Source organism: Roseovarius atlanticus (assembly GCF_019802205.1).
GTDB classification, from domain to species: Bacteria; Pseudomonadota; Alphaproteobacteria; order Rhodobacterales; family Rhodobacteraceae; genus Roseovarius; species Roseovarius atlanticus_A.
This window is the reverse complement of record NZ_JAHVHQ010000003.1, coordinates 1,551,932-1,577,345: the sequence shown is the minus strand read 5'-3', so window position 1 is coordinate 1,577,345 and position 25,414 is coordinate 1,551,932. Positions and strand designations below refer to the sequence as shown.

Genomic DNA, 25,414 nt, shown 5'->3' with positions numbered 1-25,414 from the left:
TCAGTCCTCGTCTTCGGGGGCCTTGGTCTTGCCCGGTTGATGCACGCCGTAACGATCCAGCTTCGAGCGCAGCCCGACACGGCTCAACCCAAGCTCGTCGGCGGCGCGGCTCTTGTTCCATTTCAACCGCGTCAGGGTCTCGCGCAGGATGCGGGCCTCGATGGCTTCGATCCGCTCTTTCAGCGTACCTTCCGACACCAGAAGATCGGCTTCGCGCGGGTCGGCGCGGAACGAGACCGACGGATCGGCCTGCAATATGTGGCGCGAGATCAGCTCTGGCCCAAGACGCGGTTCCTGGCTGAGGATCAGCATCCGGGTCAGCTCGTTCGTCAGCTCGGGCAGGTTGCCGGGCCAGTCGTAATTGCCCAGGAATTCCAGGGCGAGTTTCGACAAGCCGTCCACCGGCTTGGAATGCTCGCCGGCAAGGTCGCCAAGGATATGCCGCGACAGGATGTCGAGGTCTTCCATGCGCGACCGCAGCGGCGGCATGGCCAGTTCCGTTGTCGCAAGCGCGTAGTAGAGATCGGACCGAAACGCGCCGTCCGAGACCGCGACCGACAGGTCACTGTGGCTGCCGGTGATCAGGCGCGTGTTCGTGGTCAGGGTCTCGGTGCCGCCGATGGGCTCGAAGCTGCCCTCGGTCGCCACGCGCAACAGGACAAGCTGCATCTGCGGGCTGAGCGTATCGATACCGTTCAGGAAGAGCGTGCCGCGCGAGGCTTTCTGCAGCAGCCCGATCCTGGTGTTGGGCTGGCCGGGCACAGCGCCTTTCTTGGCCCCCAGCACTTCCAGCTTCAGAACGTCATCGGGCAGGCCGGCGCAGTTCAGTTCATAGAACGACTGGTCGGACCGCAGCGACGCGTAGTGCATCGCGCGCGCCATGATGTCCTTTCCGGTACCGGCCTCGCCGGTGATCAGCACGGACACATCGAAACTGGCCACCTGCCGGGCCAGTTCGACCGCCGCGTTCATCGGAGAGTTGGGCGCGCGCAGGATGCGTTCGAACCCGAAACCTTCACGCAAGGTACGCCGCCGCGCCTCGACCTTGCTTTCCGCGGTCTTGCCCAGGAACCGCATTTCCAGCGACAGGCGGTCATGCTCGCGCGCCAGTTGGAAAAGCTGTGCGGCGTTCTTGGCCGCCATCATCAACTGATCCGGGTGCCACGGCTTGGTCACGAACTGATAGATCCCGGCCTCGTTGATGGCCGCGATCATGTCGTTGGTCTCGGTATAGCCGGTGATGATGATCCGCACCGTATCCGGCCAGCGGTCCCGTACATCGGCCAGGAATTCGACCCCCGTCTTGCCGGGCATCCGCTGGTCGCAGAAAATGGCCTGGACGAAATGCGCCTCCATGAGCCGCATCGCGTCGTCCGCGTTGGCCGCCGTCAGGCAGTCGAAATCGTCCTCGAGTGCCATGCGCATCGCGGCCAGCGAATGCTCTTCGTCATCCACCAGCAAGATGGTGGGCAGGCCCGTCATTCCGCGGCCTCTGTCACGGATTTCTCTGCCAGCCGGGTGCGCAGCCAGGCCAGCCAGTCCGTCATGCCTTCGCCGGTGCGCGCCGACAGCTTCAGGATCTCGATCCCCGGATTGACCCGTCGCAGGTTCGCCTCGTAAAGGTCCAGATCCACGTCGCAATGCGGGGCAAGATCGGTCTTGTTCAGGATCGCCAACCGGGCCGCGGTGAACATATCGGGGTATTTCAACGGCTTGTCTTCCCCTTCGGTGACCGACAGGATCGCGATCTTCGCGTCTTCTCCCAGGTCGAAGGCGGCGGGGCAGACAAGGTTGCCGACATTCTCGATGAACAGGATCGAACCGGCCTCTAGCGCCAGGTGCTCCATCGCGTGACCCACCATGTGCCCGTCCAGGTGACAGCCCTTGCCGGTGTTGACCTGCACGGCCCGCGCGCCGGTGGCGCGGATACGGTCGGCGTCGTTCTGGGTTTGCTGATCCCCTTCGATCACCGACAGCGACTGGTCGCCAAGGGCTTCGATGGTCTTGCACAACAGCGTCGTTTTCCCCGATCCGGGCGACGAGACGAGGTTCAGCGCCAGCACGCCGCGCTCGGCCAGAAATGTGCGGTTTGCCTGGGCATAGCGGTCGTTCTTGGACAGGATATCGGTCTCGATCTCGATCAGCCGCTCTTGCGTCATGCCCGGCACTTCGGTACCGGCCGGACCCTGGCCATAATGGTGATGATGCTCGTGGTCATGGGAGTGATCGTGGGGGTGGTAATGCCCGTGATGATGCCCATGATCATGCCCGTGTTCATGGTCGTGATCATGGTGATGCCCATGGTCGTGCCCATGCACCTTGGTTTCGCCGTCGGAACATCCGCAAACAGTGCACATTATGCCACCTCCAAGTCCTTGATTCGCATTTCATCGCCGCCTTGCGGCATCAGTTTTCCGCCGCCGCAAAGCGGGCAGGGGTCGAGGCGGGCATGGATTTCCACCTCTTTCATACAATCGTAACAAAGGGCCCGCCCGGGCAAATCGAGCGTCACAAGCTCGGCCCCCTCGGCCACCGATCCGCGCATCACCACGTCGAAGGCAAAATGCAGCGCCTCGGTCTCGACCCCGGCAAAGCGTCCGATTTCCACCCGCACCCGTGTGATGCGCGCCACATCGTGCCGGCGCGCCTGCTCCTCGATCACGCTGCGCATCCCCTCGCAAAGCGACATCTCATGCATGGTCCGGCTCCCCTGGCTGGACGGGTTCGAGGGAAACTGGATAGCATGGATCGAGAATTGACAATAGCAGGGGGGCCAGCGCCTGCGCCCGCGTGGCGGGCAGGCTGGCCAGCGACTGGTCGAGGGCGCCGCCCGGGGCCGTCAAATGATCGGTCGGCGTGAGGCGCCTGAAGGCCGCGACATGACCGTTCTCGACCTCGGCCCTGATCCCGTACAGACCACGGGCCGCCGTGACCACCGCCATGCCCGGTGCGTGCCACAGCCGGGGCGCGTCGTCCCCGGCAAGAAGGGCGTCAAGCTCGTAGGCGACGGCGAGGGCCGACCAGAGCGGACCGCGCCCATGGGTCGTGGCGACGTGGTGCAGGACAGGGTGCCCGGCCCTGCGCGTGGCGACCGAATTTTCCTGTGCCGTGGGGTCGAACACGGTCCTGGCCGATGCAAAGGGCAACGCGGCGCGGCAGCCTTCAGCGGGTTGGAACAGTTGATCTATCGCGCGAAGGACCGGCGCGACCCCGTGGCTTTGCGCCATGAATCCAGCAAGGCCCTGAACGTCGTGCGGCAGTCCTGCACCTGCGCCGAACAGCGCCAGGCGTGCCGCCTGCGCGTCGTGGGTCCAATCCCGGGGCAACGGCACCGCAGGCCGCGACATGAGCGCGGGCCATTTCAGGCACAGCTTTGCCACGTGTTCGCGCAGGATTTCCCGCCGCAACGCCTCTTGCCACCCGGTCGCAAGTTCCAGTCCCAACGCGGCCCGAACCGCCACGCCTTGCGCCACCCGGCAAAGGTTGAACAGACGCGGCAACAGCGCCGCGACCTCTTCCACCGGCTTGCCCAGCACGACCTGCGCCACCGGCAGGGCGGGGACAGGCCTGGCACGCAGCGGATATGCAAGGGGCCGGTTCATCGCCTGTCAGGTCTCCGCCAGACCGCCCGAGATCACGGCGCGGCGCGTGGGGGCATCGGTAAGGCTCGGCGCGTCGTTCTCCTCGGGGGCAAGTGCGGCCTCGCGCTCGGCGCGGATGTCGGCGGCGCGGTCCGTCTCGGCGCGATGGCCCTCGTCGAAAAGGGCCACCATGATCGCCCGGGCGACCTCTTGCGCCTGCAACTGGGTCGAGAAATCACCCATCGGAGAGAACAGCGAGCAGGCCTTGTAACCGCCGATCATGTCGCGGGTGTTGTGGATGAACTCGTAGTCCCCCGACGGAAAGGCGATCAGCTCTTTCGTGCCCGGCGTCAGGCCCGACCAATCCTCACCCTCACCGGGCAGCTGGACCAGGTTCATGAACCACGGCGACACCAGGACACCCAGCGGGCGCCCGTCGACCATGCGAAACCCCACCGCCTCGACCGAGAGCAGCTTGTTGACCATGGGCACGTCGCGCATCTTGGCGTGCCAGATTTCACGGAACTCGGCGACCAGCCTGGCGGTCAGTGCGTCAAGTCGGGCGGCGTCCGCCACGGGCTCGGCGCCGGGGTCCTCCAGCACCATGAACTGCTCTTTCGGCGCGCCGCAATTGGGGCAGGACCAGTCGTCCGGCAGGGCCAGGAACGGCGTGCCCGGCTCCACCTGCCGATAATCGTCGCCTTCCGCCGGGTCGTAGGGCGTCCAGCAGATCTTGCATTCCATGACCGCCTGCGCGCTGATCTTGTCCTCAGCGCCGAGGAAGCTGCCTTCGAACCGGCTCATCGGATCGCCTCCAGCACGCTGGTCAGCCGCCTGGCGCTGTCGCCAAGATCTTCGGGCGCGGCACAGACCACCTCGGGCATCGTCGTCACTTCGAACGTGTCGAGGATCAGCGTGTCCTGGGAGTTGAAGAACTGCACCCGCCACACATGGGGAATGGCCGTCGCCGTCACACGACAGTTGCCATAGCCGCGCGACAGGATGGTGACCGCGCCTTCGCCCACGGCGTGATCGAGCCAGGCAAGGTCTTCCTCGGTATGCGGCAAAAGCGAAAGGTTGATCACATGCAGATCCGCCTCCGGCGAAAAGGCGGCCGATTTGTCGAAAAGCTCGATCTGAAGCGGCGGTGCGTTCACGACGCCGTCCGCCAGGGGCGTGTCCTTGCCCGACGCCGTGCGCACGGGGGAAAACGGGGCCCGGGTGACACAGGCCGGAATGGCGGCGACTTCGATCAGGTCGGCAGTGGCGGATTTCAGGGACCAGATCCCGGCAAAGACGCTCTCCTGAACGGCAATGGCCGGGATGGCGCGGACCTTGGCCGACACCTCTCCGCTGCCCATCGTTTCCGCGATCAGGGCGCGGTTGGCTGGATCGAGGCCGGCCAGGTCGAACTGCCGTGTGCCGCCGCCGGCACCTACCTCCGCGGCGGCGTTCGCCACCTGTGCCAAAAGCGCCAGCGCCGGTGTCACGTCAGCGCCGCCCAGTTCTTCGATTTCCGGGATGCGCGGAGAGTAGGTGCGCATGTCCTGCGGCAGCGGCATGTATTCCAGTGCTTCGTCCTGCTGGTCGAGCGGCTGGGATCCCGGGCCAAAGCCGGTGGGCGGCATCATGAAAGGGTTGGTCATGCTCAGGTCCTCTTATTCGGCGGCAACAGGCAGCGACAGAAAATGCGTGATCCGTTCGACGTATTCGGACCAGTCCCGCACCTTGGGGATCCCGCCGATGCACGCGCCATCGCGGAAGAAGATCAGGCTCGGGGTCTTGAAGATGCCGGTGGTGTCGCGCAACTCGCTTTCGACGGCGTCGGTGGCCACGGCACAATCGAACCGGCCTTGAAACGCCTGGTGCAGCTCGGGGAGGATCACCGCCACATCGGGCGTCTCGAGATTTCGCTGCGCATCGCCCGGCACGAAGATCACGTGCGTGCCGGGGCGTTCGGCAAACTCGGCCACATCCGCCATCGTGCATAGTGCACGGTAGGCAAATTCGTCGGTCAGTCGGGTGACAAGGGGGTGGGTCATCTGCGGTCCTTCATCGTCAGTGTTCAGCCGGTGCTCTGGCCTGCGTCGAACGCAGCCTGCAGATGCGGTGGCAATTGCGGGGTGGCCGCGTCGAGATCGGCAAAGGCATTGCCGACATCGCCGCCCGTCATGACCGCGCGCAGCCCGTCGAGCGCGGCACAGATCTTTACGGCCTCGTCTTCGCAGATCACCTCGCGGGCCGCGCCGAGAAAGGTCAGCACCCAGTCGCCGGTGCGTGCCTCGGGCGTCAGCGACAGGTCGATCAGCTCGGCACTGTCACGGACGGTCGCGGCGATGCCGGTGATGGATGTGATCTGCAGGGGCACTCCGACGCACATCGGTCATTCCGCCGCCGGAAAGAACCGTGCGTCGCCGGTGCGGCAGGCGTCGTCTTCCGAGGGACGGCCGTCTTCATAGGCCGTTTGCATGATCGACGGATCGGCCAGAAGATCGCTTTCGGTGCGGCCCGGCTGGGCGACATGGCCCATCTGCGCCAGATGCGTCAGCGCCACCTGCACCGCCGGTTCGATCATTGCGGCGACCACGTCGCGCAGTCCGCCGCCGTAATCCTCCAGCTCTTCGGGCTGGCACCCGACAAGCAGCAGGCGGGACGGGCAGTATCCCATCAGCTGCGCCGTCGCGATCACATCCTGAAAACCCGTCTGGTGCAGCGACATCTTCTTGGCGCCCATGAAGCGCGGGACCTCGTCATCCTCCACGACTTTCAGGGTGCCGGGCTTCAGCCCGTAATCGACCGCGTCGAACACGATCAGCGTGTCGGCATCCTCAAGAAAGGGCAGCAGGTAGAGCCCTTGCGTACCACCATCCAGAAGGGTCACGCCGTCGGGCAGGTCCCAATGCTCTGCAAGATATTCGACACAGCGCACGCCAAAGCCCTCATCGGCCCACAGCACATTGCCGATGCCCATGATCAGAACATTGTCTGCCATTCGCTCCTCCCTCCTTCGGATGGAAATGCTGGTTTCCGTCCGTCCCTGAAAACGAGGTTAGCTTACCGATTGACCCGTCGGATATGTAAAACGCACGTCTTCGGGAGATTAATTAAGTAGCAGAAATAAAACAGTATTCTGTCGTATGCGTATGTCCTGAAGTTGCGCTGATGATTAGTTGGTTATCAGATTGATGGAAATTTGAAATCTTTCTGTCCATCAAAAAAGGCGGGCGCCCCGCACCCGCCTTCCCGTCGTTTGCCCGGCCGGTCTCAGTTCGGATCGTCGTCCTTGAAGGTTCGCGTGCCGGAGATCATCGTCGACACCATCGACTGGCGCGACATGATGTCTTCGCGCACCGCCGCATAGATATGGATCATCACGAAGATGACGATCGCCCACATCCCCAGATGGTGGATCTGGTGCATCGTCTGCGACCCGCCCACGAAATCCAGAAACGGCCCGAACAGCGTGTCGAGCACGCCGCCACGGCCCACACCCTCGGAATAGAGCGCAAAGCCGGTCACGATCATGAAGGTCATCCCCACGGTCATGAAGAAGAACATCGCGATCTGCGCCAGCGGATTGTGCCCCACGTATTTGCGCGGCTTCTTCTTGAGAAAGGCGTACCACTTGATCTCGTCGACCACCTCGGACCACCAGGCCCTGTTCAGGAGCGGCAGCTTGAACATCTGCTTGGCATGGTGGTTGCCCACGAACGCCCAGTAGATGCGCCCGAAAAAGCCCACCGTCATGATCATGGCGGCCGCGAAATGGGCAAAGCGGATATAACCGAATAGAAACTGGTGCGTGGCCTCGGCCATGTCGACCGAGGGCGGTGGCGACCCGATCAGGTAGCCGGTGACGCACAGCACGATGATCGCCAGCGCGTTGATCCAGTGCCAGAGCCGGACAGGGGCTTCGTAGACATAGACGGACGTGTTGCGCGTGACGGTCCGGCGGTCGGCCTCGGTCGCGTCGCCGGTCAGCGTGGAGACGCCGTAGGCGTCGACCTTGGTGCTCGCGCCGCCCGGGGCGGGGGTGGTGATCCTGGTGTTCATGATCCCGCCCTCAGCCGAACATCAGCAGAAGGCCGGAGGCGGCGATCCCTGCACCGATAGAGCGCTGCACCGCGGGGCGCGCGGCAACCGCCTGGGCAAGGACGATCCCCACCCCGTGCAGCAATGCCGTCGAGATCAGGAACCCCGCGAGGTAGGCCAGGGCGTTGCCCGCGGCCTCGGTGGCGTGGGCATGGCCATGCGCGGTTGCGAACAGCGCTATGGCACCCAACGAGGCGGCGGTGACGGCCCGCGCCTGTCCCCGGTGCGACAGCAGGGTCAGCAGCCCGAAGGCCACCACCGACGCGACGATCACCGTCTCGACGAAGGGCAAGCCGATCCCGGCCCAGCTGAGCGCCGCGCCGCCGGCCATCGCCGCCATGAAGCTCAGCGCCCCGGCCCAGAAGCGGCGTGGCAGGACAATGCCGGACCACAGCCCCACCGCCAGCATCGCCAGCAGGTGATCGGGCCCGAACACCGGGTGCGCCAGTCCGTGCATGAAACCGTTGGCCTCGTGCCCCGCGCTGTGGGCAAGGGCGGGTCCGGCCATCAGGGTTGCGGCCACCAGGGTCGCGATCGGTGTGAGTATGCGTGGTCTCATGGTTCTTCCTCCCTCAGCGAACCTTGACGGTGGTCAACTCGTCGCCATCGGGCGACATCACGTGGGTCGAGCAGGCAAGACACGGATCGAAGCTGTGCAATGTGCGCAGGATCTCGACCGGCTCTTCCGGGCGTTCCATCTTGGTGTTCATCAGGCTGGCCTCGAACGCGCCGATATTGCCCTGGCTGTCGCGCGGAGAGCCGTTCCAGGTGGTCGGCACCACGCATTGATAGTTCTCGATACGTCCGTCCTTGATCCGGATCCAGTGCCCGAGCGCGCCGCGCGGCGCTTCGGTCATGCCGACGCCCTTGGCCTCCTTGGGCCATGTGCTGGGGTCCCACTTGGCGACATTCGCGGTGCTTTCGTCGCCGTTCTTGATATTGGCGACCAGCTTGTCGAAGAAGTACCTCTGCAGCCGCCCGCAATACTCGGATTCCAGCGCCCGTGCCGCGGTCCGGCCCAGGGTCGAGAAAAGCGCCTCTGTCGGCAGGTCCATCTTTCTCAGAAGGCCAGTGACCTGATCGGTGATCTCCTCGTGGCCCTTGGCATATCCCACGATGTAGCGGGCCAGCGGACCGACCTCCATCGCGTGCCCGCGCCAGCGCGGCGCCTTGATCCACGAATATTTGGCCCCTTCGTCGATCTGCTTGATGTTGGTGCGGGTCCCCTTCAGGTTCGGACCCAGCTCGAACTTTGCCTCGGTCACGCCGTCCCATGGATGCAGACCCTTGCCGGGCTCGCCGTATTCGTACCACGAGTGATCGACGAATTCCTGCACCTGTTCGGGATCGCGCACATCGACGTCATGCACCTGCGACAGGTCGCCGTTGATGATCGCCCCGCGCGGCAGATGCAGCTGCTCGGACGAGAAATCATTGGGGTTCTCGGGGATGTCGCCATAGGCAAGGCACGCCTTGGACGACAGCCCCCCGCCATAAAGCCAGCTCTTGTAGAACCCGCCGATGGCGATGACGTCCGGCAGGTAGACGTTGCGGTTGAACTCGTTGCATTTCTCGATGATCGAGCTGACGAGGTTCAGCCGTTCCATGTTGATCGCGCCCACGGCCCCGGTGGAGTGCATGTTGATCGGGCAGGGCACGCCGCCCACCAGCCAGTTGGGATGCGGGTTCTTGCCACCGAAGATGGTGTGCACCTTCACGATCTCCTTCTGGAGATCGAGCGCCTCGAGGTAGTGGGTCGTTGCCATCAGGTCGGCCTCGGGCGGCAACAGATAGGCCGGATTGTCCCAGTAGCCGTTCTTGAAAAGGCCCAGCTGACCGCTTTCGACGAATTGCTTCAGCCGGTTCTGCACGTCGCGGAAATAGCCCGGAGACGAAAGCGGATGAGACGGAGAGACCGCCTGCTGCAATTCGCTCGTGGCCTTGGGGTCGGCGCGCAGCGCGTTGACCGGGTTCACCCAGTCGAGCGCGTGCAGGTGATAGAAATGCACGACGTGGTCGTGGATCTCCAGGTTCAGCTGCATGATGTTGCGGATCGAGTTGGCGTTGTCGGGGATCTCGATCCCCAGCGCGTCTTCCACCGCCCGCACCGAGGTCAGCGCATGGGTGCCGGTGCAGACGCCGCAGATGCGCTCGGTAAAGGCCCAGGCATCGCGCGGGTCGCGCCCCTTGAGGATCACTTCCAGGCCGCGCCACATCGTCCCCGTCGAGACCGCGTTGCGGATATAGCCTTCGTCATCGACGTTCACCTCGCAGCGCATGTGGCCTTCGATCCGGGTCACCGGGTCGACGACGATACGCTGGCCGCTGTCATCGAGATCGAAGCCGTTCGGCGTTTGGACAACCATGCTCAGGCCTCCTCATTCTTTGGGGTTGGGTTTTTCTGTGCCTTGTTCTGCGCCGATTTCAGCGCCGACACGGCCGCGTGCAGGGCAACGCCCCCGCCGACGACACCGGCCGCGGCCATGCCGATCTGGTCGGCGTTCTTTTCCACGCCGAACTGGGTCAGGTCCGTCACCCGGTCATAGAAGGTGCCCTGGTCCCAGAATCCGTCCTCGGAACAGCCGATACAGCCGTGGCCCGACTGGATCGGAAAGCTGACGCCCTCGTTCCAGCGCACGGTCGAGCAGGCATTGTAGGTCGTCGGACCCTTGCAGCCCATCTTGTAAAGGCAATAGCCCTTGCGCGCGCCGTCGTCGTCCCATTCCTCGACGAACTGGCCGGCATCGAAATGCGGCCGGCGGTAGCATTTGTCGTGGATGCGCTGGCCATAGAACATCGCCGGCCGGCCCTGCCGGTCAAGCTCGGGCAGGCGGTCGAACGTCAGCATGTAGGTGATCACCCCGGTCATGACCTCGGCGATGGGCGGGCAGCCGGGCACCTTGATGATCGGTTTGTCGGTGATCACCTTGTGGACGGGCGTGGCCTGCGTCGGGTTCGGCTTTGCGGCCTGAACGCAGCCATAGGAGGCGCATGCGCCCCAGCTGATGATGCATTTGGCGTCCTTGGCCGCCATCTTCAGCTTTTCCACGAAGGGCTTGCCGCCCGAGATGCAGAACATCCCGTCCTCGTTCAGCGGCGGGTTGCCCTCGACGGCCAGGATATACTGGCCCTTGTATCTCTCGATCGTGTCCATCATCGCGGCCTCTGCCGCGTGACCGGCCGCGGCCATCAGCGTGTCGTCGTAATCGAGACTGATCATCGACAGCACCACGTCCTTGGCCAGCGGGTGCGCCGAGCGGATGAACGATTCCGAACAGCAGGTGCATTCCAGCCCGTGCACCCAGATCACCGGCGTGCGCGGCTTGGTTTCCATCGCGTTGGCAATCTTTGGAACAAAGGCAGGGCCAAGCCCCAGCGCACTGGCGGTGAGCGCGCAATATTTCATGAAGCTGCGCCGGGTGATCCCCTGGCTGCGCATGACATCGTAGAAGGTTTCAATATCGGCCAAATCGTTCTCCTCCGCGGTTGAACTGACGAGGCGGGACGTCAGTAAAAGTGGTCCATCTTCTTGATGGCGCGGTCGCGGGGGAAAGGGTTCGAAAAAGTGAGGTGGCGCCAATCGTGGCGTTTTCTATAGTCCTATCAATGGCTTAATCAGGATTTCGGCTGCAATTGCGGCTCTGCGGACGGTTGGGTGATAACCGATTGTCCCCGGGGGTGGTCGCCCTCTTACCAATTGCCGGCCCTGGTCGCCGCCGCGATCAGCGCCTGTCCCAGGGCAAGACCGCCATCATTCGCGGGAACCTTCCTGTGCAGAAGGCAAGGCACATCCCCTAACGCCGCCACCGTCAGATCAAGCATCAGCGCGTTCTGGAAACACCCTCCCGACAGCGCGACCGCCCTGGCCCTGCCGTCCGTCACCAGCCCTCGGGCGAACCCGGCAAAGACCTGGGCCAGACCCGCGTGAAATCGCCGGGCCATGACGTCCTTTCCAACGCCGTGCCGCAGGTCCGCCAGGGCGGCCTCCCACATCGGCGCGGGGTCGATCACTCCGTCCGTTTGACCGAACGGATAGGGGCCGCCGGTCTCGGGAAGAGCGCGCCGGGCCTTGGCTTCCAGCCCCATCGCGGCCTCGCCTTCATAGCTTTGCGCGCCGGGAAACCCCAGCAGCGCGGCAAACGCATCGAACAACCTGCCCGCCGAGGACGACACTGGCGCGTTCACGCTCTTGGCCATGGCCTGTCGCAGCATCTCGCGCGGGGCCTCCGGCAGCATTTCGTCGGCGATACCCGCAAATCCGGCCTGATCCAACCTCGCCAGCAGGTTGCGCCATGGCTCGCGGCTGGCGGCATCGCCGCCGGGCAGGGCGGCCGGCCGCAGCTGCGCGGCGCGGGTGAACCCGTGATAATCGCCCAACAGAAGCTCGCCGCCCCAGATCGTGCCATCCGGCCCAAGGCCCAGCCCGTCCAGAATGATCCCTGCCACCGGCCCGCCATCCAGGGGCCAGCCGTTTTCGGCGAGACACGCCGCCAGGTGCGCGTGGTGGTGCTGGACCTCGATCAAACCACCGCCCGCCCGCGCCGCCGCGTGTTGCGAGGACCGATAGCCGGGGTGCAGATCGCAGGCAAACACCTCGGGCCGATGATCGAACAGCGCCGCGTAATCCGCATCGGCCTTGATGAATTCGTCCCAGGTCTGTGGATCGTCCAGGTCGCCCAGGTGATGCGACAGCAGAGCTTGGCCGTTCTTCACGAGACAGATCGCCGATTTCAGATGCGCGCCGAACGCCACGACCTGGGCTGCGTCCTCGAACCCCTCGGGCAGCGGCAGCGTGTCGGGCACCATGCCGCGCGCGCGCCGCAGGATCATCGGACCATGCCTTGTGATCTGCATCACGCTGTCGTCAAGCCGCCGGGCGATGTCACGGTTGTGGGACAGGATACCATCGGCAAGCCCGCCCAGTTTGGCCGCGGCCTCGTCATTGCCGATCACCTGCGGTTCACCCGACAGGTTGCCCGAGGTCATCACCAGCGGGCGCCGCACCGCGTCCAGCAACAGGTGGTGCAGCGGCGTATAGGGCAGCATCCAGCCCAGCCGGTCCTGACCGGGGGCCAGCGCGTCGGGCAGGGTGCCTTGGTGGGCAAGCAGCACGATCGGGGCGGCGCTTGACCCAAGCGCGCTGCGGTCCTCGGCTGATGGGGCCGCATGCGCTTCGATCTCCTCCCAGCGGCCCATCAGGGCCAGCGGCTTGGTCGGGCGGTGCTTGCGGGCCCGCAATGTCGCGAGGGCCCACGCATTCGTCGCGTCACAGCACAGGTGAAACCCGCCAAGGCCCTTGATGGCCAGAATCTCCCCGGCCGCCAGCCGTCCGGCGGCGCGGGCAATCACGTCGTGCCCGTGATCCAGCCAAAGCTGCGGGCCGCAGACCGCGCAGGCCACGGGCTGCGCGTGAAAGCGGCGGTCCGCGGGGTCGGCGTATTCGGTGGCGCAGTCGGCGCACATCCCGAACATGCCCATCGTCGTCCTGGCGCGGTCATAAGGCAGGTCACGCAGGATGGTGAACCGCGGCCCGCAATGGGTGCAGTTGGTAAAGGCATAGCCCTGCCGGCGCGGATCGGTGCCCCGGATGTCGGCCAGGCACGCCGTGCATGTGGCGGCATCGGGCGTCACACGGGTCTCGGCCCCGCTGCCCTGGCTTGCGGTGATCTCGAAACGGGTCGGCACGATCTCGAAGACATGCGCCGAGGTCTCGACCGCATCCACCCGCGCGAGGGGCGGCGCATCGGTGGCGATGCTGCCGACAAAGCGGTCGATGTCGCCGCCACAGGCATGGATCAGCACACCCTCGGGGTCGTTCAGCACCTCGCCCGCGATCCCGAACCGCTGCGCCTGCTGCCAGATGAAGGGCCGGAACCCGACCCCCTGAACCTGCCCGCGCACGCGGATGCGCAGACCCTCGGTCAATGGACCGTGCACACCATGCAGGGGTCGAAGCTGCGCACGATGTGCTGCACCGTGAGCGGCGTGTCCTCGGCCTCGCCGACCTCGGCGCCGACCAGCGCCGCCTCGACCGGGCCGGGCCTGCCGGCCGCGTCGCGCGGGCTGAAATTCCATGTGGTGGGCGCGATGATCTGGTAGGCGCTGATCCGCCCGTTTTCGACGCTGGTCCAATGCCCCAGCGCGCCGCGCGCCGCCTCGACCAACCCCTCGCCGGAGCCGGAGGCGGGCAGGGGGACATCCTCGATGAACCGCGCCCCGGGGTCCAGCGCGGCCACCCAGCCTTCCAGCAGGATTTGCGTCCGCGTGATCTCCAGCAGCCGTCCCGCCACGCGGGCGCGCACGTTCGATCCTGCCTGCGCCAACCCGAGGGCCGCCGGATGCCCGTCCACCACCTGCCGCGCCAGGGCGCCCGTCTCCATGCTGTGCCCATCCAGCCGGGGCGCCTTGCACCAGCTATAGGCCGGGGCCTGCATGTCCTCGTCAGGGTGCGTCTCGCCCTGCGAGGGATGCGCGGTTTCGCCATGCATCCAGGCGTGGCTCAGGTCTTCGCGAATGGCGCCGGTGTCCACGTCCGACAGCGCCCCGTCCTGCCAGACGCCTTTCGCAAAGGCGCGCCCCTCGGGCAGGGGATAGGCGCCGAAGGACATGTAGCGTCCGGGACCGAAACCGATCTCGGCCAGCCCCAGGTCGGCGGCGATTTCCATGAAGAGGCCCGCATCGCCCTTGTCCCAGCCGCAAAGCGCCTCGGCAGTGCGGAGCTCGGCGAACGCTTCAAGCGGTGCGCCGAAAAGCGTGCTCTCCAGGTACCGGCGGAACGATTTCAGCGTGCTCGCCATGCGAATGCGGTCGCGCGACGTGGGCGCGCGGGTGACGCCACCGGGCTGGATCGCCAGCGTGTGGGGCCACTTGCCGCCCAAGAGGCCGACGATGTGCAGGATCTCGGCCCGCGCGGCCACGCAGGCCCGCGTGGCGGAGCCGTCCATCGCCGTGAACCGCGCCACGGCCCTGTCGTGCCAGGACCGGCCCGCATAGGCGGGGCGGGCGAAATCGGCGCAGAAAAAGAGGTTGAAGTGCGTGAGGTGATCGCAGAGGTTCTCGATCCCGTGCATGATCACGGTCGCCAGCGCCCCTTGCGGCAGTTGCGCACGCCCGGCCAGATCGCCCAGGGCGGCCGAGGCCGCTGCGGATTGGCTGATCGAGCAGATCCCGCAGATGCGCGGCGTGATGGTGAGCGCATCCATCGGGTCCTTGCCCAGCATCATCGCCTCGAAGCCCCGGAACATCGGCGAGTTGGCGTAGGCCGCCGATACATGACCGTCCGCAACCTCCAGCCGGATTTCAAGATCGCCCTCGACGCGGTTGAACGGCCCGACAAGCAGGGATCGCGTGGTCATTTCCGCTTGCCACCGAGCGTCGGCGTGACCTTGATCCGATCCGCCACGGCGTTGTCCGAAAGCCGCTTGGGTGTCGCCGCCTTGGACAGCGACGCCAGCGCCATGAACCACGCCTTGGGCATGTCCGACGGCAGGCCCACGGGGATGCCGGCGAATTTCGGGGTCTCGCTGAACGGGTGGTTCGGCTCCTCGAATTCGGGCGCCGTGCAGTTGATGCAGGCATAGCCGGCCCGGGTGCAGGAACTGCCGCCGTTCCAGCCGCGAATGTTGCAATCGCCCACGGCTTGCGTGCCGACACAGCCCAGGTGCTCCATCATGCAGCCCATCTGACCGGGCTTCTCGGCGCTGGCCTTGTATTCGTAGAATTCATTCTTGGGACAGGCATGGTGCACGAGGTGTTCGGCATAGAAAAGCGGCCTCTGAAGCGCGTCCAGAGCATCTGCGTGCATCTCTCCGGCTGCGATCAGCATCAGGGTTTCGGTCACCCAGTCGGGATGGGTCGGACACCCCGCCACGTTGATCACCGGCAGGCCCGATCGGCTGCGAAAGCTCTGGGGCAGGGCGCCGCCGGGATTGCGGCCGTCATACTGCACGCCGATGGCGCCCGCCGGATTGCCACCCGCCGAGGTCACACCGCCATAGGTCGCGCAGGTGCCCACCGCCACCACATGGGCGGCGCGCGGCGCCAGGCTCTCGACCCAGTCCAGCATGGAACGTCCCGTGCCGGACAGCATCTGGAACCGTCCCGTGCCCTTGGGGCCGGTCAGGATCGAGCCCTCGACGCACAGGATGTCCAGCGGCACACGCCCGGTCTCCGCATCGTCCAGGATGCGCCGCACCTCTCCGCCGGTTTCCTGAGACAGGGCCGGGTGCCAGAGGAACCGCAGCCCGGCATTGTCCAAAAGCTCGAACACGCCCGGAGATTCCGCATTCAGAAGGGACATCGTGCACCCGCCGCAGCCAGCCGATTGCAGCCAGAGAATGTTCATTCAGGATCTCCTGCGGGCAGGCTCAGCTCGAAACAGCTGCCATTCGGTCCGGTGGCGGCAAGCGTGAGCGTTCCGCCGTTCTCCTGCGCGATCTTTTGCGAGATCGACAGGCCCAGTCCGGTGCCCTTGCCGACGGGTTTCGTGGTGAAGAACGGGTCGAAAATGGCCGAGGCATCGCTTTCGGAAATGCCGGGCCCGTTGTCCCTGACCTGGAGAACCGTCTTGCCGTCGCGCGCCTGGGCATGCAGCGTAACCAGCGGGTCGGCGGTGTCTGCCAGCGCGTCGATGGCGTTCTGCACCAGGTTCATCACGACCTGCTGCGCATGGCCGGGATTGCCCATGGCGAAGGCCTGCGCCGCGCCATCCATGACGATCCGAACCGGGGTCTTGGTGCCGCGCACCACCCAGTCGGCTGCGGTCCGGGCGGTCTGGACCAAGTCGAACCGCACCTTTTCGCCGGTTCCGTCGGCGCTCAACCGGCGCAGATCCTCGACGATGTCGCGCACCCGTTCGGCCCCGTCCTTCGCGCCGTCAATGGCGCCCCGAAGGTTCTTCACCGTCCGGTCCAGTTTCAGCTCATCCCGCAAAGCCCCCAGTTCAGGACGGCTCGCCCCGGACTGCACCGCGTCGAAATAGGTCTCGAACCGCCGGGTGTATTTCTCCAGGGCGTGGGTGTTGGCGTAGACAAAGCTGATCGGGTTGTTCAACTCATGCGCCACGCCAGCCACCAGCCGCCCCAGCGAGGCCAGCTTTTCGTGCTGTACCAGCTGCGCCTGGGCGTTCTGCAAGGCGGTGTGGCTGGCCTCCAGCTCACGGTAGGCGTTGCGCAACTCGCCCAAGGGGCGCCCCACCAGGACGACGCCCTGGCTCCGGCCGCGCGGGTCCAGCCGGGGGCTGACACTGACGTCCAGGGGGGTCGGGCCATCGGGGGTCAGGAAACTCACCTCGATGACACGGGGGCGGCGGTCGCGCATGACCTCGGCAATCGCGTCCGACAGCGCCTTGCCCGCGCCGGCTTCCAGCAGGTCGGACAGCGGTGTGCCGATCATCGACGCCGTGTCGATGCCGAGGATGTCGGACAACGCGCCGCCGGTGCGTTCGATATTGTGCGCCCGGTCGATGACGATCAGCATTTCCGAGATCGATGACAGCACCGACGCCATGAACTGGCGCATCTCGTCCAGTTCGCGGTTTTGCGCCTCCAGCCGTTCCTGATAATCCACCAGCTCCGAATACGTCCGGTCGATGGCGGTGACCACGTCACGCCATGTCTGGTCGTCCAGCGCCTGCAAGGGCTCATTCGGCGTCTGCGTGTTCATCGGTCCTCCGTAGGTACCACAGTAATGCCAGCTGTCCGCGTCCTGCAACAGGCGCCTTCCGAGAGGAGGCTTTGCCGGCTCCGCTCTCGAGGACCGACGCAGAAGGTGCCAGGCCCGCCCATGACCTGCCTACGACGCCGTTTCAGCGCCGCGGGCATGGCTTGTGCCGGGGCACAGCTTGTGCTCGGAGACCCGGCAGGGGCAAGGCACCACCCATCATCGCCTGCCGCCGGTTCATCAAGGCCGCACTCATCCCGTTCGGAAAGCTCTTCAAGGGCAGCGCCGGTGATTCCCGGATGCTCCCGGACACCCCTTTGCCCGCGGCTTTCTTGATCTTTCCGATGGATCACTTCGTCAGAGCGAAGGACTTAGAAGGATCTGGAGAGCAATCACGTGATTGAAGCCGGAGTTCACAGACGTGGATCTGATGTAGGTGGCGGTACGAAGCGTTTGGGGACACGTCGACGGCCACGCCTAGCTCTAAAGAAGCTTCACAACGTTAGTGCGTTGAAATCGGGGGATTTTTGGCTCCGGCGGTAGGGATCGAACCTACGACCAATTGATTAACAGTCAACTGCTCTACCGCTGAGCTACGCCGGAATACCGGGGGCGGATATAGCAACCTACTCCGGTGGCGTCCAGAGGGTTTGTGACAAAAAATTCCTGCGGGCTCAACCAATGCTGAAGAGCGCGGTGGCCGTAAGTGGACCCGCCGGCGCGACCATGTTTTTGCGATACAAATCAATGAGGTGCGCGAGGACGTTGCGGGCGGCTGCTCCCATCAGGGCCTCTGGGGTTTCAGTGTAGATTCGCCGCGCGAGGTCCCGGGCGTCCGCCGGGCCAGTCCGCAGCGCGTCGAGGATCGACGCCTCGCGCCCCTCGCGGTGCGCGATCAGCCAGTCGAGCCGCGCCATAGGTTCGGTGATCGGCGCGCCGTGGCCGGCGTGAAAGACCTTCCCGCCACGGTCCCGCAACCGACGGCAGGAGGCCATGAAATCGGTCAAGTCGCCGTCGGGCGGCGCCACCAGCGAGCTGGCCCAGCCCATCACCAGATCTCCGCAAAAGACCGTGTCGCCCATGGCGAAACTCAGGTGATTGCCCAGGTGCCCCGGCGTCCAGAGCGCCTCGAGTGTCCACTCGTCGCCCTCGATCACGTCGCCATCGTCGAGCGTCACGTCCGGCGCGAAACCGGCCTCCACGCCTTCGCCCGCATCCTCGAGCCCCGCGGCGGCCAGCCGGGTCATGATTTCGCTGCGCCCGGCGCCGGAGGGGCCGAAGGCGTGCACCCGCGTGCCGGTCTTTCGCGCCAGCCGATGCGCCAGCGGCGAGTGATCCACGTGGCTGTGCGTGACCAGAACGTGCGACACCCGCTGTCCGGGCTCCAGCGCCGCCAGGATGGCCGCAAGATGGGCCGGATCGTCGGGTCCGGGGTCGATCACCGCGATATCGCGTGATCCCACGAGGTAGGTGTTCGTCCCCCAGTAGGTCATCGGCGACGGGTTGTCGGCCAGCACGCGGCGCAGGCCGGGGGCCAGTCGCTCTGCGATCCCCGGCGTGGGGCGTTTGTCCTGCATGTGCTTCGCTCTTTCCGTTCCTGCCCGTCATGGCTAGGTTTAGCGCATGTCCTTCCGCTGGCTCAAACCCTATATGCCCAGGTCGCTCTATGGCCGCGCCATCGCGATCCTTCTGCTGCCGGTGATCACGCTGATGCTGGTGGTCTCGATCGTCTTCGTGCAGCGTCACTTCGAAGGCGTCACCAAGCAGATGACCCGGTCCGCCAGCCGCGAGGTCGGGGTGCTGCTGGACGCCGGGATGCAGCCCTCCGAGATCGGCGCCTCGCGCCTTGCACGGATCCTGCAGATCTCGGCCGAGACGGTCCCGCTCGAGGAGATGCCGCGCCAGGACAGCCGCCGCTGGTACGATTTCACCGGCGCCTACGTAATTGGCGAGTTCAACCGCCTGCTGCCGAACCTGCAGGCGCTGGACCTGCCGAATGACGGCGTTGTCCATCTTTACTTCACCATGGCCGACACCGGCTTGCGGATGACGTTCGACCGGCGCCGGGTGTCGGCCTCGAACCCGCACCAGCTGTTGGTCTACATGTTCTTCTGCGCCACCCTCATGACGGTGATCGCCTATTTCTACCTGCGCAACCAGTTGCGCCCGATCACCCGCCTGGCCGATGCCGCCGACGCGTTCGGCCGGGGCCGCCACGTCGAGTATCGCCCGGCAGGCTCGACAGAGGTGCGCGCGGCCGGGGCGGCCTTTCTGGACATGCGCGCCCGGATCGAGCGCCAGATCGAGCAGCGCACGCTCATGCTGTCGGGCGTCAGCCATGACCTGCGCACGCCGATCACCCGGCTCAAGCTCGCGCTTACGATGCTCGAGTCGGAGGACCGCGCCCCGATGGAACAGGACGTCGCCGACATGGAACGCCTCATCACCGAGTTTCTCGATTTCGCGCGCGGTGCGCAGGAAGGTGCACCCGAACCCGTCGACCCACACGCGTTGGTGGCCCGCATCGTCGAGGATTACCAGCGCGGCGGCAACGCGGTGACGCTGGCCGAGCGCGAAGGACAGGGCACCGTCGCGCTGCGCTCCGGCGGTATCCGGCGGGCGGTGGAAAACCTCGTCGGCAATGCGGTGCGCTACGGCAGCCGCGCCGAGGTGTCGGTGCACCTGACAGACCGGGCCTTGCGCATCCGGGTCGAGGATGACGGCCCCGGTATCCCGCAGGCGCTGCGCGAAGAGGCGCTGAAACCCTTCGCCCGGCTGGACGAGGCCCGCAACCAGAACCTCGGCACCGGGGTCGGCCTGGGGCTGGCGATCGCGATGGACATCGCTCGTGCCCACGGCGGCACCCTGCGGCTGGGCGAAAGCGCCCGCCTGGGCGGCCTGCAGGCCGATATCGTGATCGGGCGCTAGGGCGCGCGGAAATTTTCAAAATTTCCGGACTGGAAAATGCGCATCTTCCAGTCCTTTTTCTGCGCAGAAAACGGTCCCGGACCCGGGCCCGGACCCTTGCGCAGGCTCAGGAACGGGGCCGCAAGTAGGTCTCCGAGGCATATCCCGTCAGCCCCGGCGCCCGGTCCAGCGCCACCTCGCACCAGCGCGTCCCGCCGACACGCTTGCAGTCCCGCACCCGCACAAGCGTGCCGTTGGGCAGTCCGACGCGTGTCTCGAACCCAAGGCCCGGACCGCCGCGCAGCTTCAGCATGTCGCCCTCTTCCACGCCGTAAACCTCGTAGATGCTCGAGGTGAACGCGGTCACCGGCGCCGCCTCCGAACAGGCGGCGAGCAGGCCGAGGGCGGCAAGTATGGAAAAGGGTCTGCGCATGGTGCCTCTCATCGGGGTCGTTCTGGTAGGCCCGGAGGGACTCGAACCCCCAACCAAAGCGTTATGAGCGCTCTGCTCTAACCAATTGAGCTACAGGCCCGACCTTTGCTCGGGATAGGCGGGGGCAGGGCGGGCGTCAAGGGCTCTGGCAGCCCGTCGCGGGCTTTCGCGATTGCACGGACGCCCGCGATGGATTAACCGAAGCCCCGACATGCCAAGCGGAGACCGCCCATGACCGACGCCAAGAACGGGATCACCTATGCCGATGCCGGCGTGGATATCGACGCGGGCAACGCGCTCGTCGACCGGATCAAGCCCGCCGCCAAGCGCACCAACCGCGCGGGCGTCATGGCCGGTTTGGGCGGCTTCGGCGCGCTTTTCGATCTCAAGGGCGCGGGCTATACCGACCCGATCCTCGTGGCCGCAACCGACGGCGTGGGCACCAAGCTGCGCATCGCCATCGACACCGGCAATGTCGACGGCGTCGGCATCGACCTTGTCGCCATGTGCGTCAACGACCTTGTCTGCCAGGGGGCCGAGCCGCTCTTCTTCCTCGACTATTTCGCCACCGGCAAGCTCGACACCGACACCGCCGCCCGCATCATCGAAGGCATCGCCGAAGGCTGCGTGCGTTCCGGCACCGCTCTGATCGGCGGCGAAACGGCAGAAATGCCCGGCATGTACCCCGAAGGCGACTTCGACCTCGCCGGCTTTGCCGTGGGCGCGATGGAGCGCGGCAGCGACCTGCCGTCGGGCGTCACGTCCGGCGACGTGCTGCTGGGGCTTGCCTCCAACGGCGTGCATTCCAACGGCTACAGCCTCGTGCGCAAGCTGGTCGAGATGTCCGGCCTCGGCTGGGACGCCGACTGCCCCTGGTCTGATGGCACCCTCGGCGCGGCCCTCCTGACGCCCACGCGCCTTTACGTGACGCAGGCGCTTGAGGCGGTCCGCGCCGGCGGCGTCCACGCGCTCGCGCACATCACCGGCGGCGGCCTGACCGAGAACATCCCCCGCGTCCTGCCGGACGATCTTGGCGTCGACATCGACCTCGACAGCTTCGATCTGCCGCCCGTCTTCCAGTGGCTGATGGCGCAGGGCGGCATGGCGCAATCGGAAATGCTCAAGACCTTCAACTGCGGCGTGGGCATGGTGCTGGCGGTCGAGGCCGACCGCGCCGACGCGCTCGCGGAGCTTCTGACAGGCACCGGAGAGACCGTGATCCGCCTGGGCCACGTGACCGAGGGGCAGGGCGTCCGCTACACCGGCAACCTGGCGTGACCAAGCGTGTTGCCATCCTGTTTTCGGGCAGCGGCTCCAACATGGTGGCGCTGATCGACAGCATGACGGGCGACCACCCGGCGCGCCCCGTGGTGGCGCTCTGCAACACGCCCGACGCCCCCGGCTTTGCCAAGGCCGAGGCGCGCGACGTGCCGACCGAGCTTGTGGATCACCGCGATTTCAAGGGCGACCGTCCGGCCTTCGAAGGCGTCATGACCCGGACACTGGAGCGCTACGCCCCCGACATCATCTGTTTCGCGGGTTTCATGCGCATCCTGACCGACGATTTCATCTCGCGCTGGCAGGGCCGGATGATCAATATCCACCCGTCGCTCCTACCCAGCTATCGCGGCCTCGACACCCACGCCCGCGCCATCGCGGCGGGCGAGGCCGAGGCGGGCTGCACCGTGCACGAAGTGACGCTGGAACTGGATGACGGCCCGATCCTGGGCCAGGCCCGCGTGCCGGTGCATCCCGGCGACACGCCCCAGGCGCTGGCCGCCCGGGTGCTGGAGCAGGAACACCGGCTTTACCCGGCGGTCCTGCGCCGCTTCGCCGCCGGCGACCGCACGCCCGTCCACCTGCCCTGAGCGGGTGAGGGCGGACGGCGCGCCGCGCGGTTGAGCATCAACGCGGCGCGGACGCCGCAACGTTGCCGTGCCAGTCGGCCGAGACATCGGCCGGCGGGGCGCTCACCGCGACACCGCCAAGCGCCAGCAGCAGCAGGGCGCTCAGCGTCATCGCCACGTCGCGCGATTTCATCCGCGGGGCAGGGCGGCTGGGGATATGGTCGAGGGTCGTCATGGCATCTCTCCGTCATGGGTACTGCACGTTACATAGATGCGGTCCTAGTATTTTTGAAACGAATGAATGTTGTATCGGGTATAAAGAATCGTGATGTATCCGGTGCCGCCATGCCGCAGCCCCGCGGTCGCGTGTCACTTGCGCTTTGCTTTCCGCCGCGCCTCGGTATAGGCGGTTGGACTACCACGTTTTATCCGCCGGAGCAGGAATGCAGACCATCACCACCACCGAAGACCTCGCCGCCTTTTGCGCCCGCGCGGCAGAGGCCGAGTATGTCACCGTCGATACCGAGTTCCTGCGCGAGCGCACCTATTATTCCAAGCTCTGCCTGATCCAGCTGGCCCTGCCGTCCCGGGGCGAGGACGACGCCGTGCTGGTCGACCCGATCGACGGCAAGGACATGTCGCTGGAGCCGCTCTACGACCTCTTCCGCGATCCTTCCGTGGTCAAGGTGTTCCACGCCGCGCGGCAGGATCTCGAGATCTTCTACGTCGATGCCGGGCTGATTCCCGATCCGCTCTTCGACACGCAGGTCGCGGCGATGGTCTGCGGCTTCGGCGAACAGGTGGGCTACGAGACCCTGGTGCGCAAGATCGCCAAGCAGTCGCTCGACAAGACCTCGCGCTTTACCGACTGGTCGCGCCGCCCGCTGACCGACGCGCAAAAGACCTATGCACTGGCGGACGTGACCCACCTGCGGGACATCTACGAATTCCTCGCCGCCAAGCTGGCGAAGTCGGGCCGCGACAAGTGGGTGGCCGAGGAGATGCAGGTGCTCACCAACCCCGAGACCTATGTCACCCGCCCCGAAGAGGCCTGGCAGCGCGTCAAGACCCGCAACTCCTCGGGTCGTTTCCTGGCCATCGTGCGCGAGCTGGCCCGCTTCCGCGAGGACTATGCCCAGAGCCGCAATATCCCGCGCAACCGGGTCTTCAAGGACGACGCGCTGGTGGAACTGGCCTCGACCAAGCCGAAATCCGCGAATGACCTCTCGCGCTCGCGGCTTTTGCTGCGCGAGGCCCGGCGCGGCGATATCGCCGACGGCATCATCGCGGCGGTCAAGGCGGGGCTGGATTGCCCGAACGACGACCTGCCCAAGGCCGACCGCAGCCGCGAACGGCTCCAGATCAACCCGGCGCTTGCCGATCTTCTGCGCGTCCTGCTGAAAGCGAAATCCGAGGAATATTCGGTGGCGACCAAGCTGATCGCCTCGGCGGCCGACCTCGACGCCATTTCAGCGGGCGAACGCGACGTGCCGGCCCTGGGCGGCTGGCGGCGCGACGTCTTCGGCGACGATGCGATGCGGCTGTGCGACGGCAAGGTGGCCCTGGCCGCCAAGGGCGGCTCGATCCGGACGATCGACCTCTGATCCGTCAGCGGCGAGAACTGAGGGCGTTCAGCTCTCCGCGCACGCGGATCTCGTTGATCTCTTCCAGGTCGTTGTTGCTCAGGAACGCGCCCACCCGCACCTCGCGGGTGCTTTGCGTGCCCACCGGCATCTCGATCGGCTGATAGGCGTTCAGCGTGTATTCCATGACGCCATTGATCGGACCGTCCTCGCTGATCGGCAACAGGCGCACGTCGAACGCGCCCTCGCGCTGGGGCAGGCCGGTCACGCGCACGATTGCCCCCGTGGGCAGCGGCTCGACCACCATGCTGGTCACCTGATCGACAAGGCTGCCATTATAGATCTCGACCTTGGCGCGGCGGCGGAAGATGCCCGAGCGTTGCGCGACCGAGGCGTTCCTGCGCACGATCATCTCGGCATTTTCATCCTCGATCAGAGGGTTGCCGGTCTGCCGGTCGCTGGGCGAGCGGCGCTCGCCGGTACTGGTGGTGTTCACGATAGGCGTGGACCGGCTGTTGCCGAACCAGTTGCGCGGGTTGGCGCCGGAATCGCGCCAGCCGCTGCACGCCGTCAGCGTCATGCTTGAGATCACCATCACCGAAAGCAGAACCCGCATTTCGACCGCCCCTTCCTCGTTTCTTTCCGACTACCCGATCCGGACGGACTTGAAAAGGGACTTGGCGCACTGGACCTCGCGGTGTTGCATGCCTAACTGTGGTGCAATGAAGCAGAAGGAGACCAGCCGCATGGCGCAGCCGGCATTCGAGGAGATCGTCGAGGATTTCGAGTTCCTGGAGGATTGGGAAGATCGCTACCGCTACGTGATCGACCGGGGCCGCGCAATGGAGCCGCTGGATGACGCGCTGAAGGTCCCGGCGACCAAGGTCGACGGCTGCGCCAGCCAGGTGTGGCTGCATCCGCAGACCGACGGCGGCACGTTCCGCTTCGACGGCGATTCGGATGCGATGATCGTGCGCGGCCTGATCGCGGTGTTGCGCACGCTCTACAATGACACGCCCGTGGGCCAGGTGGGGCAGGTGGACGCCCCGGGCGAACTGGCCCGGCTGGGGCTGAACGATCACTTGTCGGCGCAGCGTTCGAATGGGCTGCGCGCGATGATCGAGCGGATCCGCGCCGTGGCCTCCGAGGCGGCGTGATCCTGAAGCGTCCCGCCTTTAACCTGACACATCAGATAAAGGCGGGGCGCGCGCATCGACCGAGCCTTGCACTGCGCTTCGCCAAAAGCTGTGAGTCAGGTGTTTGGCGAAACGCTTTAGAGGAGTGCCTGCGGCACGCTCTGTTTTTCCGTGA

General features: G+C 65.8%; 26 protein-coding genes and 2 tRNA genes. 5 read left to right on the top strand and 23 right to left on the bottom strand.

What is annotated here, in order from left to right; translation table 11 throughout:
* The 19 genes from KUV49_RS13640 to KUV49_RS13550 form a co-directional block, all read right to left on the bottom strand.
* Entirely contained in the window at nucleotides 1-1,482 is a 1,482-nt protein-coding gene (locus tag KUV49_RS13640; RefSeq protein WP_222450418.1) for a sigma-54-dependent transcriptional regulator, read from the bottom strand.
* On the bottom strand, nucleotides 1,479-2,357 hold the full coding sequence (hypB, locus tag KUV49_RS13635) for a hydrogenase nickel incorporation protein HypB (RefSeq protein WP_222450417.1): 879 nt from the start codon (nucleotides 2,355-2,357) through the stop codon (nucleotides 1,479-1,481). Before hypB ends, KUV49_RS13640 begins: the two co-directional genes overlap by 4 nt.
* The gene (hypA, locus tag KUV49_RS13630) at nucleotides 2,357-2,698 is read right to left on the bottom strand and encodes a hydrogenase maturation nickel metallochaperone HypA (protein WP_152492699.1); all 342 of its coding nucleotides are present in this window, start codon (nucleotides 2,696-2,698) and stop codon (nucleotides 2,357-2,359) included. The genes hypB and hypA overlap by 1 nt, the downstream gene beginning before the upstream one ends.
* Nucleotides 2,691-3,602, bottom strand: coding sequence for a hydrogenase expression/formation protein HupK (locus KUV49_RS13625; RefSeq protein WP_222450416.1), 912 nt, complete (start codon nucleotides 3,600-3,602; stop codon nucleotides 2,691-2,693). Before KUV49_RS13625 ends, hypA begins: the two co-directional genes overlap by 8 nt.
* Nucleotides 3,603-3,608: 6 nt before the next feature.
* A complete protein-coding gene (hybE, locus tag KUV49_RS13620) occupies nucleotides 3,609-4,385 on the bottom strand; it encodes a [NiFe]-hydrogenase assembly chaperone HybE (protein ID WP_222450415.1) in 777 nt (258 codons plus the stop codon).
* Entirely contained in the window at nucleotides 4,382-5,227 is an 846-nt protein-coding gene (locus KUV49_RS13615; RefSeq protein WP_222450414.1) for a hydrogenase expression/formation protein, read from the bottom strand. Before KUV49_RS13615 ends, hybE begins: the two co-directional genes overlap by 4 nt.
* Nucleotides 5,228-5,239: 12 nt before the next feature.
* Complete coding sequence (locus KUV49_RS13610; protein WP_222450413.1) at nucleotides 5,240-5,623, bottom strand: hydrogenase accessory protein; 384 nt, start codon at nucleotides 5,621-5,623, stop codon at nucleotides 5,240-5,242.
* Between the two features lie 23 nt (nucleotides 5,624-5,646).
* A complete protein-coding gene (locus tag KUV49_RS13605) occupies nucleotides 5,647-5,961 on the bottom strand; it encodes a HypC/HybG/HupF family hydrogenase formation chaperone (protein ID WP_222450412.1) in 315 nt (104 codons plus the stop codon).
* A 3-nt stretch (nucleotides 5,962-5,964) separates the two neighbouring features.
* The gene (locus KUV49_RS13600; RefSeq protein ID WP_222450411.1) at nucleotides 5,965-6,573 is read right to left on the bottom strand and encodes a HyaD/HybD family hydrogenase maturation endopeptidase; all 609 of its coding nucleotides are present in this window, start codon (nucleotides 6,571-6,573) and stop codon (nucleotides 5,965-5,967) included.
* 272 nt (nucleotides 6,574-6,845) lie between these two features.
* Complete coding sequence (gene cybH / locus KUV49_RS13595) at nucleotides 6,846-7,634, bottom strand: Ni/Fe-hydrogenase, b-type cytochrome subunit (RefSeq protein ID WP_222450410.1); 789 nt, start codon at nucleotides 7,632-7,634, stop codon at nucleotides 6,846-6,848.
* A gap of 10 nt (nucleotides 7,635-7,644) precedes the next feature.
* Nucleotides 7,645-8,232 carry a HupE/UreJ family protein gene (locus KUV49_RS13590; protein WP_261391207.1) on the bottom strand — a complete coding sequence of 196 codons (588 nt, stop codon included), beginning with the start codon at nucleotides 8,230-8,232 and terminating at the stop codon, nucleotides 7,645-7,647.
* A gap of 13 nt (nucleotides 8,233-8,245) precedes the next feature.
* Entirely contained in the window at nucleotides 8,246-10,039 is a 1,794-nt protein-coding gene (locus KUV49_RS13585; RefSeq protein WP_222450409.1) for a nickel-dependent hydrogenase large subunit, read from the bottom strand.
* A 2-nt stretch (nucleotides 10,040-10,041) separates the two neighbouring features.
* The gene (locus tag KUV49_RS13580; protein ID WP_152492689.1) at nucleotides 10,042-11,142 is read right to left on the bottom strand and encodes a hydrogenase small subunit; all 1,101 of its coding nucleotides are present in this window, start codon (nucleotides 11,140-11,142) and stop codon (nucleotides 10,042-10,044) included.
* Nucleotides 11,143-11,363: 221 nt separating this feature from the next.
* Nucleotides 11,364-13,598, bottom strand: a complete 2,235-nt coding sequence (gene hypF, locus KUV49_RS13575; protein ID WP_222451047.1) for a carbamoyltransferase HypF — start codon at nucleotides 13,596-13,598, stop codon at nucleotides 11,364-11,366.
* The gene (locus KUV49_RS13570) at nucleotides 13,595-15,028 is read right to left on the bottom strand and encodes a nickel-dependent hydrogenase large subunit (RefSeq protein ID WP_222450408.1); all 1,434 of its coding nucleotides are present in this window, start codon (nucleotides 15,026-15,028) and stop codon (nucleotides 13,595-13,597) included. The genes hypF and KUV49_RS13570 overlap by 4 nt, the downstream gene beginning before the upstream one ends.
* Nucleotides 15,025-16,017 carry a HupU protein gene (locus KUV49_RS13565; RefSeq protein ID WP_152492686.1) on the bottom strand — a complete coding sequence of 331 codons (993 nt, stop codon included), beginning with the start codon at nucleotides 16,015-16,017 and terminating at the stop codon, nucleotides 15,025-15,027. Before KUV49_RS13565 ends, KUV49_RS13570 begins: the two co-directional genes overlap by 4 nt.
* The gene (locus tag KUV49_RS13560; protein WP_222450407.1) at nucleotides 16,014-17,336 is read right to left on the bottom strand and encodes a sensor histidine kinase; all 1,323 of its coding nucleotides are present in this window, start codon (nucleotides 17,334-17,336) and stop codon (nucleotides 16,014-16,016) included. The genes KUV49_RS13565 and KUV49_RS13560 overlap by 4 nt, the downstream gene beginning before the upstream one ends.
* A 525-nt stretch (nucleotides 17,337-17,861) precedes the next feature.
* Nucleotides 17,862-17,936, bottom strand: a tRNA-Asn gene (locus KUV49_RS13555).
* Nucleotides 17,937-18,007: 71 nt separating this feature from the next.
* Entirely contained in the window at nucleotides 18,008-18,910 is a 903-nt protein-coding gene (locus KUV49_RS13550) for an MBL fold metallo-hydrolase (RefSeq protein WP_222450406.1), read from the bottom strand.
* Between the two features lie 46 nt (nucleotides 18,911-18,956).
* Here KUV49_RS13550 and KUV49_RS13545 point away from each other — a divergent pair, with 46 nt between their 5' ends.
* The gene (locus KUV49_RS13545; RefSeq protein ID WP_222450405.1) at nucleotides 18,957-20,261 is read left to right on the top strand and encodes an ATP-binding protein; all 1,305 of its coding nucleotides are present in this window, start codon (nucleotides 18,957-18,959) and stop codon (nucleotides 20,259-20,261) included.
* A 106-nt stretch (nucleotides 20,262-20,367) separates the two neighbouring features.
* On the opposite strand, the gene KUV49_RS13540 is transcribed toward KUV49_RS13545, so the two are convergent.
* Together KUV49_RS13540 and KUV49_RS13535 are read right to left on the bottom strand one after the other, a co-directional pair.
* On the bottom strand, nucleotides 20,368-20,673 hold the full coding sequence (locus KUV49_RS13540; RefSeq protein WP_261391206.1) for an SH3 domain-containing protein: 306 nt from the start codon (nucleotides 20,671-20,673) through the stop codon (nucleotides 20,368-20,370).
* 23 nt (nucleotides 20,674-20,696) lie between these two features.
* Nucleotides 20,697-20,773: transfer RNA gene (locus tag KUV49_RS13535), tRNA-Ile, on the bottom strand.
* A 131-nt stretch (nucleotides 20,774-20,904) separates the two neighbouring features.
* Between KUV49_RS13535 and purM the strand changes: the two genes are divergently transcribed.
* Nucleotides 20,905-21,951: a phosphoribosylformylglycinamidine cyclo-ligase gene (gene purM, locus KUV49_RS13530; protein WP_222450403.1), complete on the top strand. Its 1,047-nt coding sequence runs from the start codon at nucleotides 20,905-20,907 to the stop codon at nucleotides 21,949-21,951.
* Nucleotides 21,948-22,541, top strand: a complete 594-nt coding sequence (gene purN, locus KUV49_RS13525; RefSeq protein ID WP_222450402.1) for a phosphoribosylglycinamide formyltransferase — start codon at nucleotides 21,948-21,950, stop codon at nucleotides 22,539-22,541. Before purM ends, purN begins: the two co-directional genes overlap by 4 nt.
* A 37-nt stretch (nucleotides 22,542-22,578) precedes the next feature.
* On the opposite strand, the gene KUV49_RS13520 is transcribed toward purN, so the two are convergent.
* The gene (locus tag KUV49_RS13520) at nucleotides 22,579-22,755 is read right to left on the bottom strand and encodes a hypothetical protein (protein ID WP_222450401.1); all 177 of its coding nucleotides are present in this window, start codon (nucleotides 22,753-22,755) and stop codon (nucleotides 22,579-22,581) included.
* 208 nt (nucleotides 22,756-22,963) lie between these two features.
* On the opposite strand from KUV49_RS13520, the gene rnd reads away from it, so the two are divergent.
* Nucleotides 22,964-24,124 carry a ribonuclease D gene (rnd, locus tag KUV49_RS13515; protein ID WP_222450400.1) on the top strand — a complete coding sequence of 387 codons (1,161 nt, stop codon included), beginning with the start codon at nucleotides 22,964-22,966 and terminating at the stop codon, nucleotides 24,122-24,124.
* A 4-nt stretch (nucleotides 24,125-24,128) separates the two neighbouring features.
* On the opposite strand, the gene KUV49_RS13510 is transcribed toward rnd, so the two are convergent.
* A complete protein-coding gene (locus KUV49_RS13510; RefSeq protein ID WP_222450399.1) occupies nucleotides 24,129-24,719 on the bottom strand; it encodes a hypothetical protein in 591 nt (196 codons plus the stop codon).
* Nucleotides 24,720-24,849: 130 nt separating this feature from the next.
* On the opposite strand from KUV49_RS13510, the gene KUV49_RS13505 reads away from it, so the two are divergent.
* A complete protein-coding gene (locus KUV49_RS13505) occupies nucleotides 24,850-25,260 on the top strand; it encodes a SufE family protein (RefSeq protein WP_222451003.1) in 411 nt (136 codons plus the stop codon).
* Nucleotides 25,261-25,414 lie beyond the last annotated feature (154 nt).

What these genes read in the sequence shown, in the direction of transcription:
- rnd (WP_222450400.1), top strand. Translation starts at nt 22,964, where the DNA reads ATGCAGACCATCACCACCACCGAAGACCTCGCCGCCTTTTGCGCCCGC.
- KUV49_RS13540 (WP_261391206.1), bottom strand. Translation starts at nt 20,673, where the DNA reads ATGCGCAGACCCTTTTCCATACTTGCCGCCCTCGGCCTGCTCGCCGCC.
- KUV49_RS13605 (WP_222450412.1), bottom strand. Translation starts at nt 5,961, where the DNA reads ATGTGCGTCGGAGTGCCCCTGCAGATCACATCCATCACCGGCATCGCC.
- cybH (WP_222450410.1), bottom strand. Translation starts at nt 7,634, where the DNA reads ATGAACACCAGGATCACCACCCCCGCCCCGGGCGGCGCGAGCACCAAG.
- KUV49_RS13545 (WP_222450405.1), top strand. Translation starts at nt 18,957, where the DNA reads ATGTCCTTCCGCTGGCTCAAACCCTATATGCCCAGGTCGCTCTATGGC.
- KUV49_RS13615 (WP_222450414.1), bottom strand. Translation starts at nt 5,227, where the DNA reads ATGACCAACCCTTTCATGATGCCGCCCACCGGCTTTGGCCCGGGATCC.
- hybE (WP_222450415.1), bottom strand. Translation starts at nt 4,385, where the DNA reads ATGAGCCGGTTCGAAGGCAGCTTCCTCGGCGCTGAGGACAAGATCAGC.
- KUV49_RS13610 (WP_222450413.1), bottom strand. Translation starts at nt 5,623, where the DNA reads ATGACCCACCCCCTTGTCACCCGACTGACCGACGAATTTGCCTACCGT.
- hypB (WP_222450417.1), bottom strand. Translation starts at nt 2,357, where the DNA reads ATGTGCACTGTTTGCGGATGTTCCGACGGCGAAACCAAGGTGCATGGG.
- KUV49_RS13590 (WP_261391207.1), bottom strand. Translation starts at nt 8,232, where the DNA reads ATGAGACCACGCATACTCACACCGATCGCGACCCTGGTGGCCGCAACC.
- KUV49_RS13625 (WP_222450416.1), bottom strand. Translation starts at nt 3,602, where the DNA reads ATGAACCGGCCCCTTGCATATCCGCTGCGTGCCAGGCCTGTCCCCGCC.
- KUV49_RS13570 (WP_222450408.1), bottom strand. Translation starts at nt 15,028, where the DNA reads ATGACCACGCGATCCCTGCTTGTCGGGCCGTTCAACCGCGTCGAGGGC.
- purM (WP_222450403.1), top strand. Translation starts at nt 20,905, where the DNA reads ATGACCGACGCCAAGAACGGGATCACCTATGCCGATGCCGGCGTGGAT.
- KUV49_RS13520 (WP_222450401.1), bottom strand. Translation starts at nt 22,755, where the DNA reads ATGACGACCCTCGACCATATCCCCAGCCGCCCTGCCCCGCGGATGAAA.
- KUV49_RS13550 (WP_222450406.1), bottom strand. Translation starts at nt 18,910, where the DNA reads ATGCAGGACAAACGCCCCACGCCGGGGATCGCAGAGCGACTGGCCCCC.
- KUV49_RS13585 (WP_222450409.1), bottom strand. Translation starts at nt 10,039, where the DNA reads ATGGTTGTCCAAACGCCGAACGGCTTCGATCTCGATGACAGCGGCCAG.
- hypA (WP_152492699.1), bottom strand. Translation starts at nt 2,698, where the DNA reads ATGCATGAGATGTCGCTTTGCGAGGGGATGCGCAGCGTGATCGAGGAG.
- KUV49_RS13565 (WP_152492686.1), bottom strand. Translation starts at nt 16,017, where the DNA reads ATGAACATTCTCTGGCTGCAATCGGCTGGCTGCGGCGGGTGCACGATG.
- KUV49_RS13510 (WP_222450399.1), bottom strand. Translation starts at nt 24,719, where the DNA reads ATGCGGGTTCTGCTTTCGGTGATGGTGATCTCAAGCATGACGCTGACG.
- KUV49_RS13640 (WP_222450418.1), bottom strand. Translation starts at nt 1,482, where the DNA reads ATGACGGGCCTGCCCACCATCTTGCTGGTGGATGACGAAGAGCATTCG.
- KUV49_RS13560 (WP_222450407.1), bottom strand. Translation starts at nt 17,336, where the DNA reads ATGAACACGCAGACGCCGAATGAGCCCTTGCAGGCGCTGGACGACCAG.
- KUV49_RS13600 (WP_222450411.1), bottom strand. Translation starts at nt 6,573, where the DNA reads ATGGCAGACAATGTTCTGATCATGGGCATCGGCAATGTGCTGTGGGCC.
- KUV49_RS13505 (WP_222451003.1), top strand. Translation starts at nt 24,850, where the DNA reads ATGGCGCAGCCGGCATTCGAGGAGATCGTCGAGGATTTCGAGTTCCTG.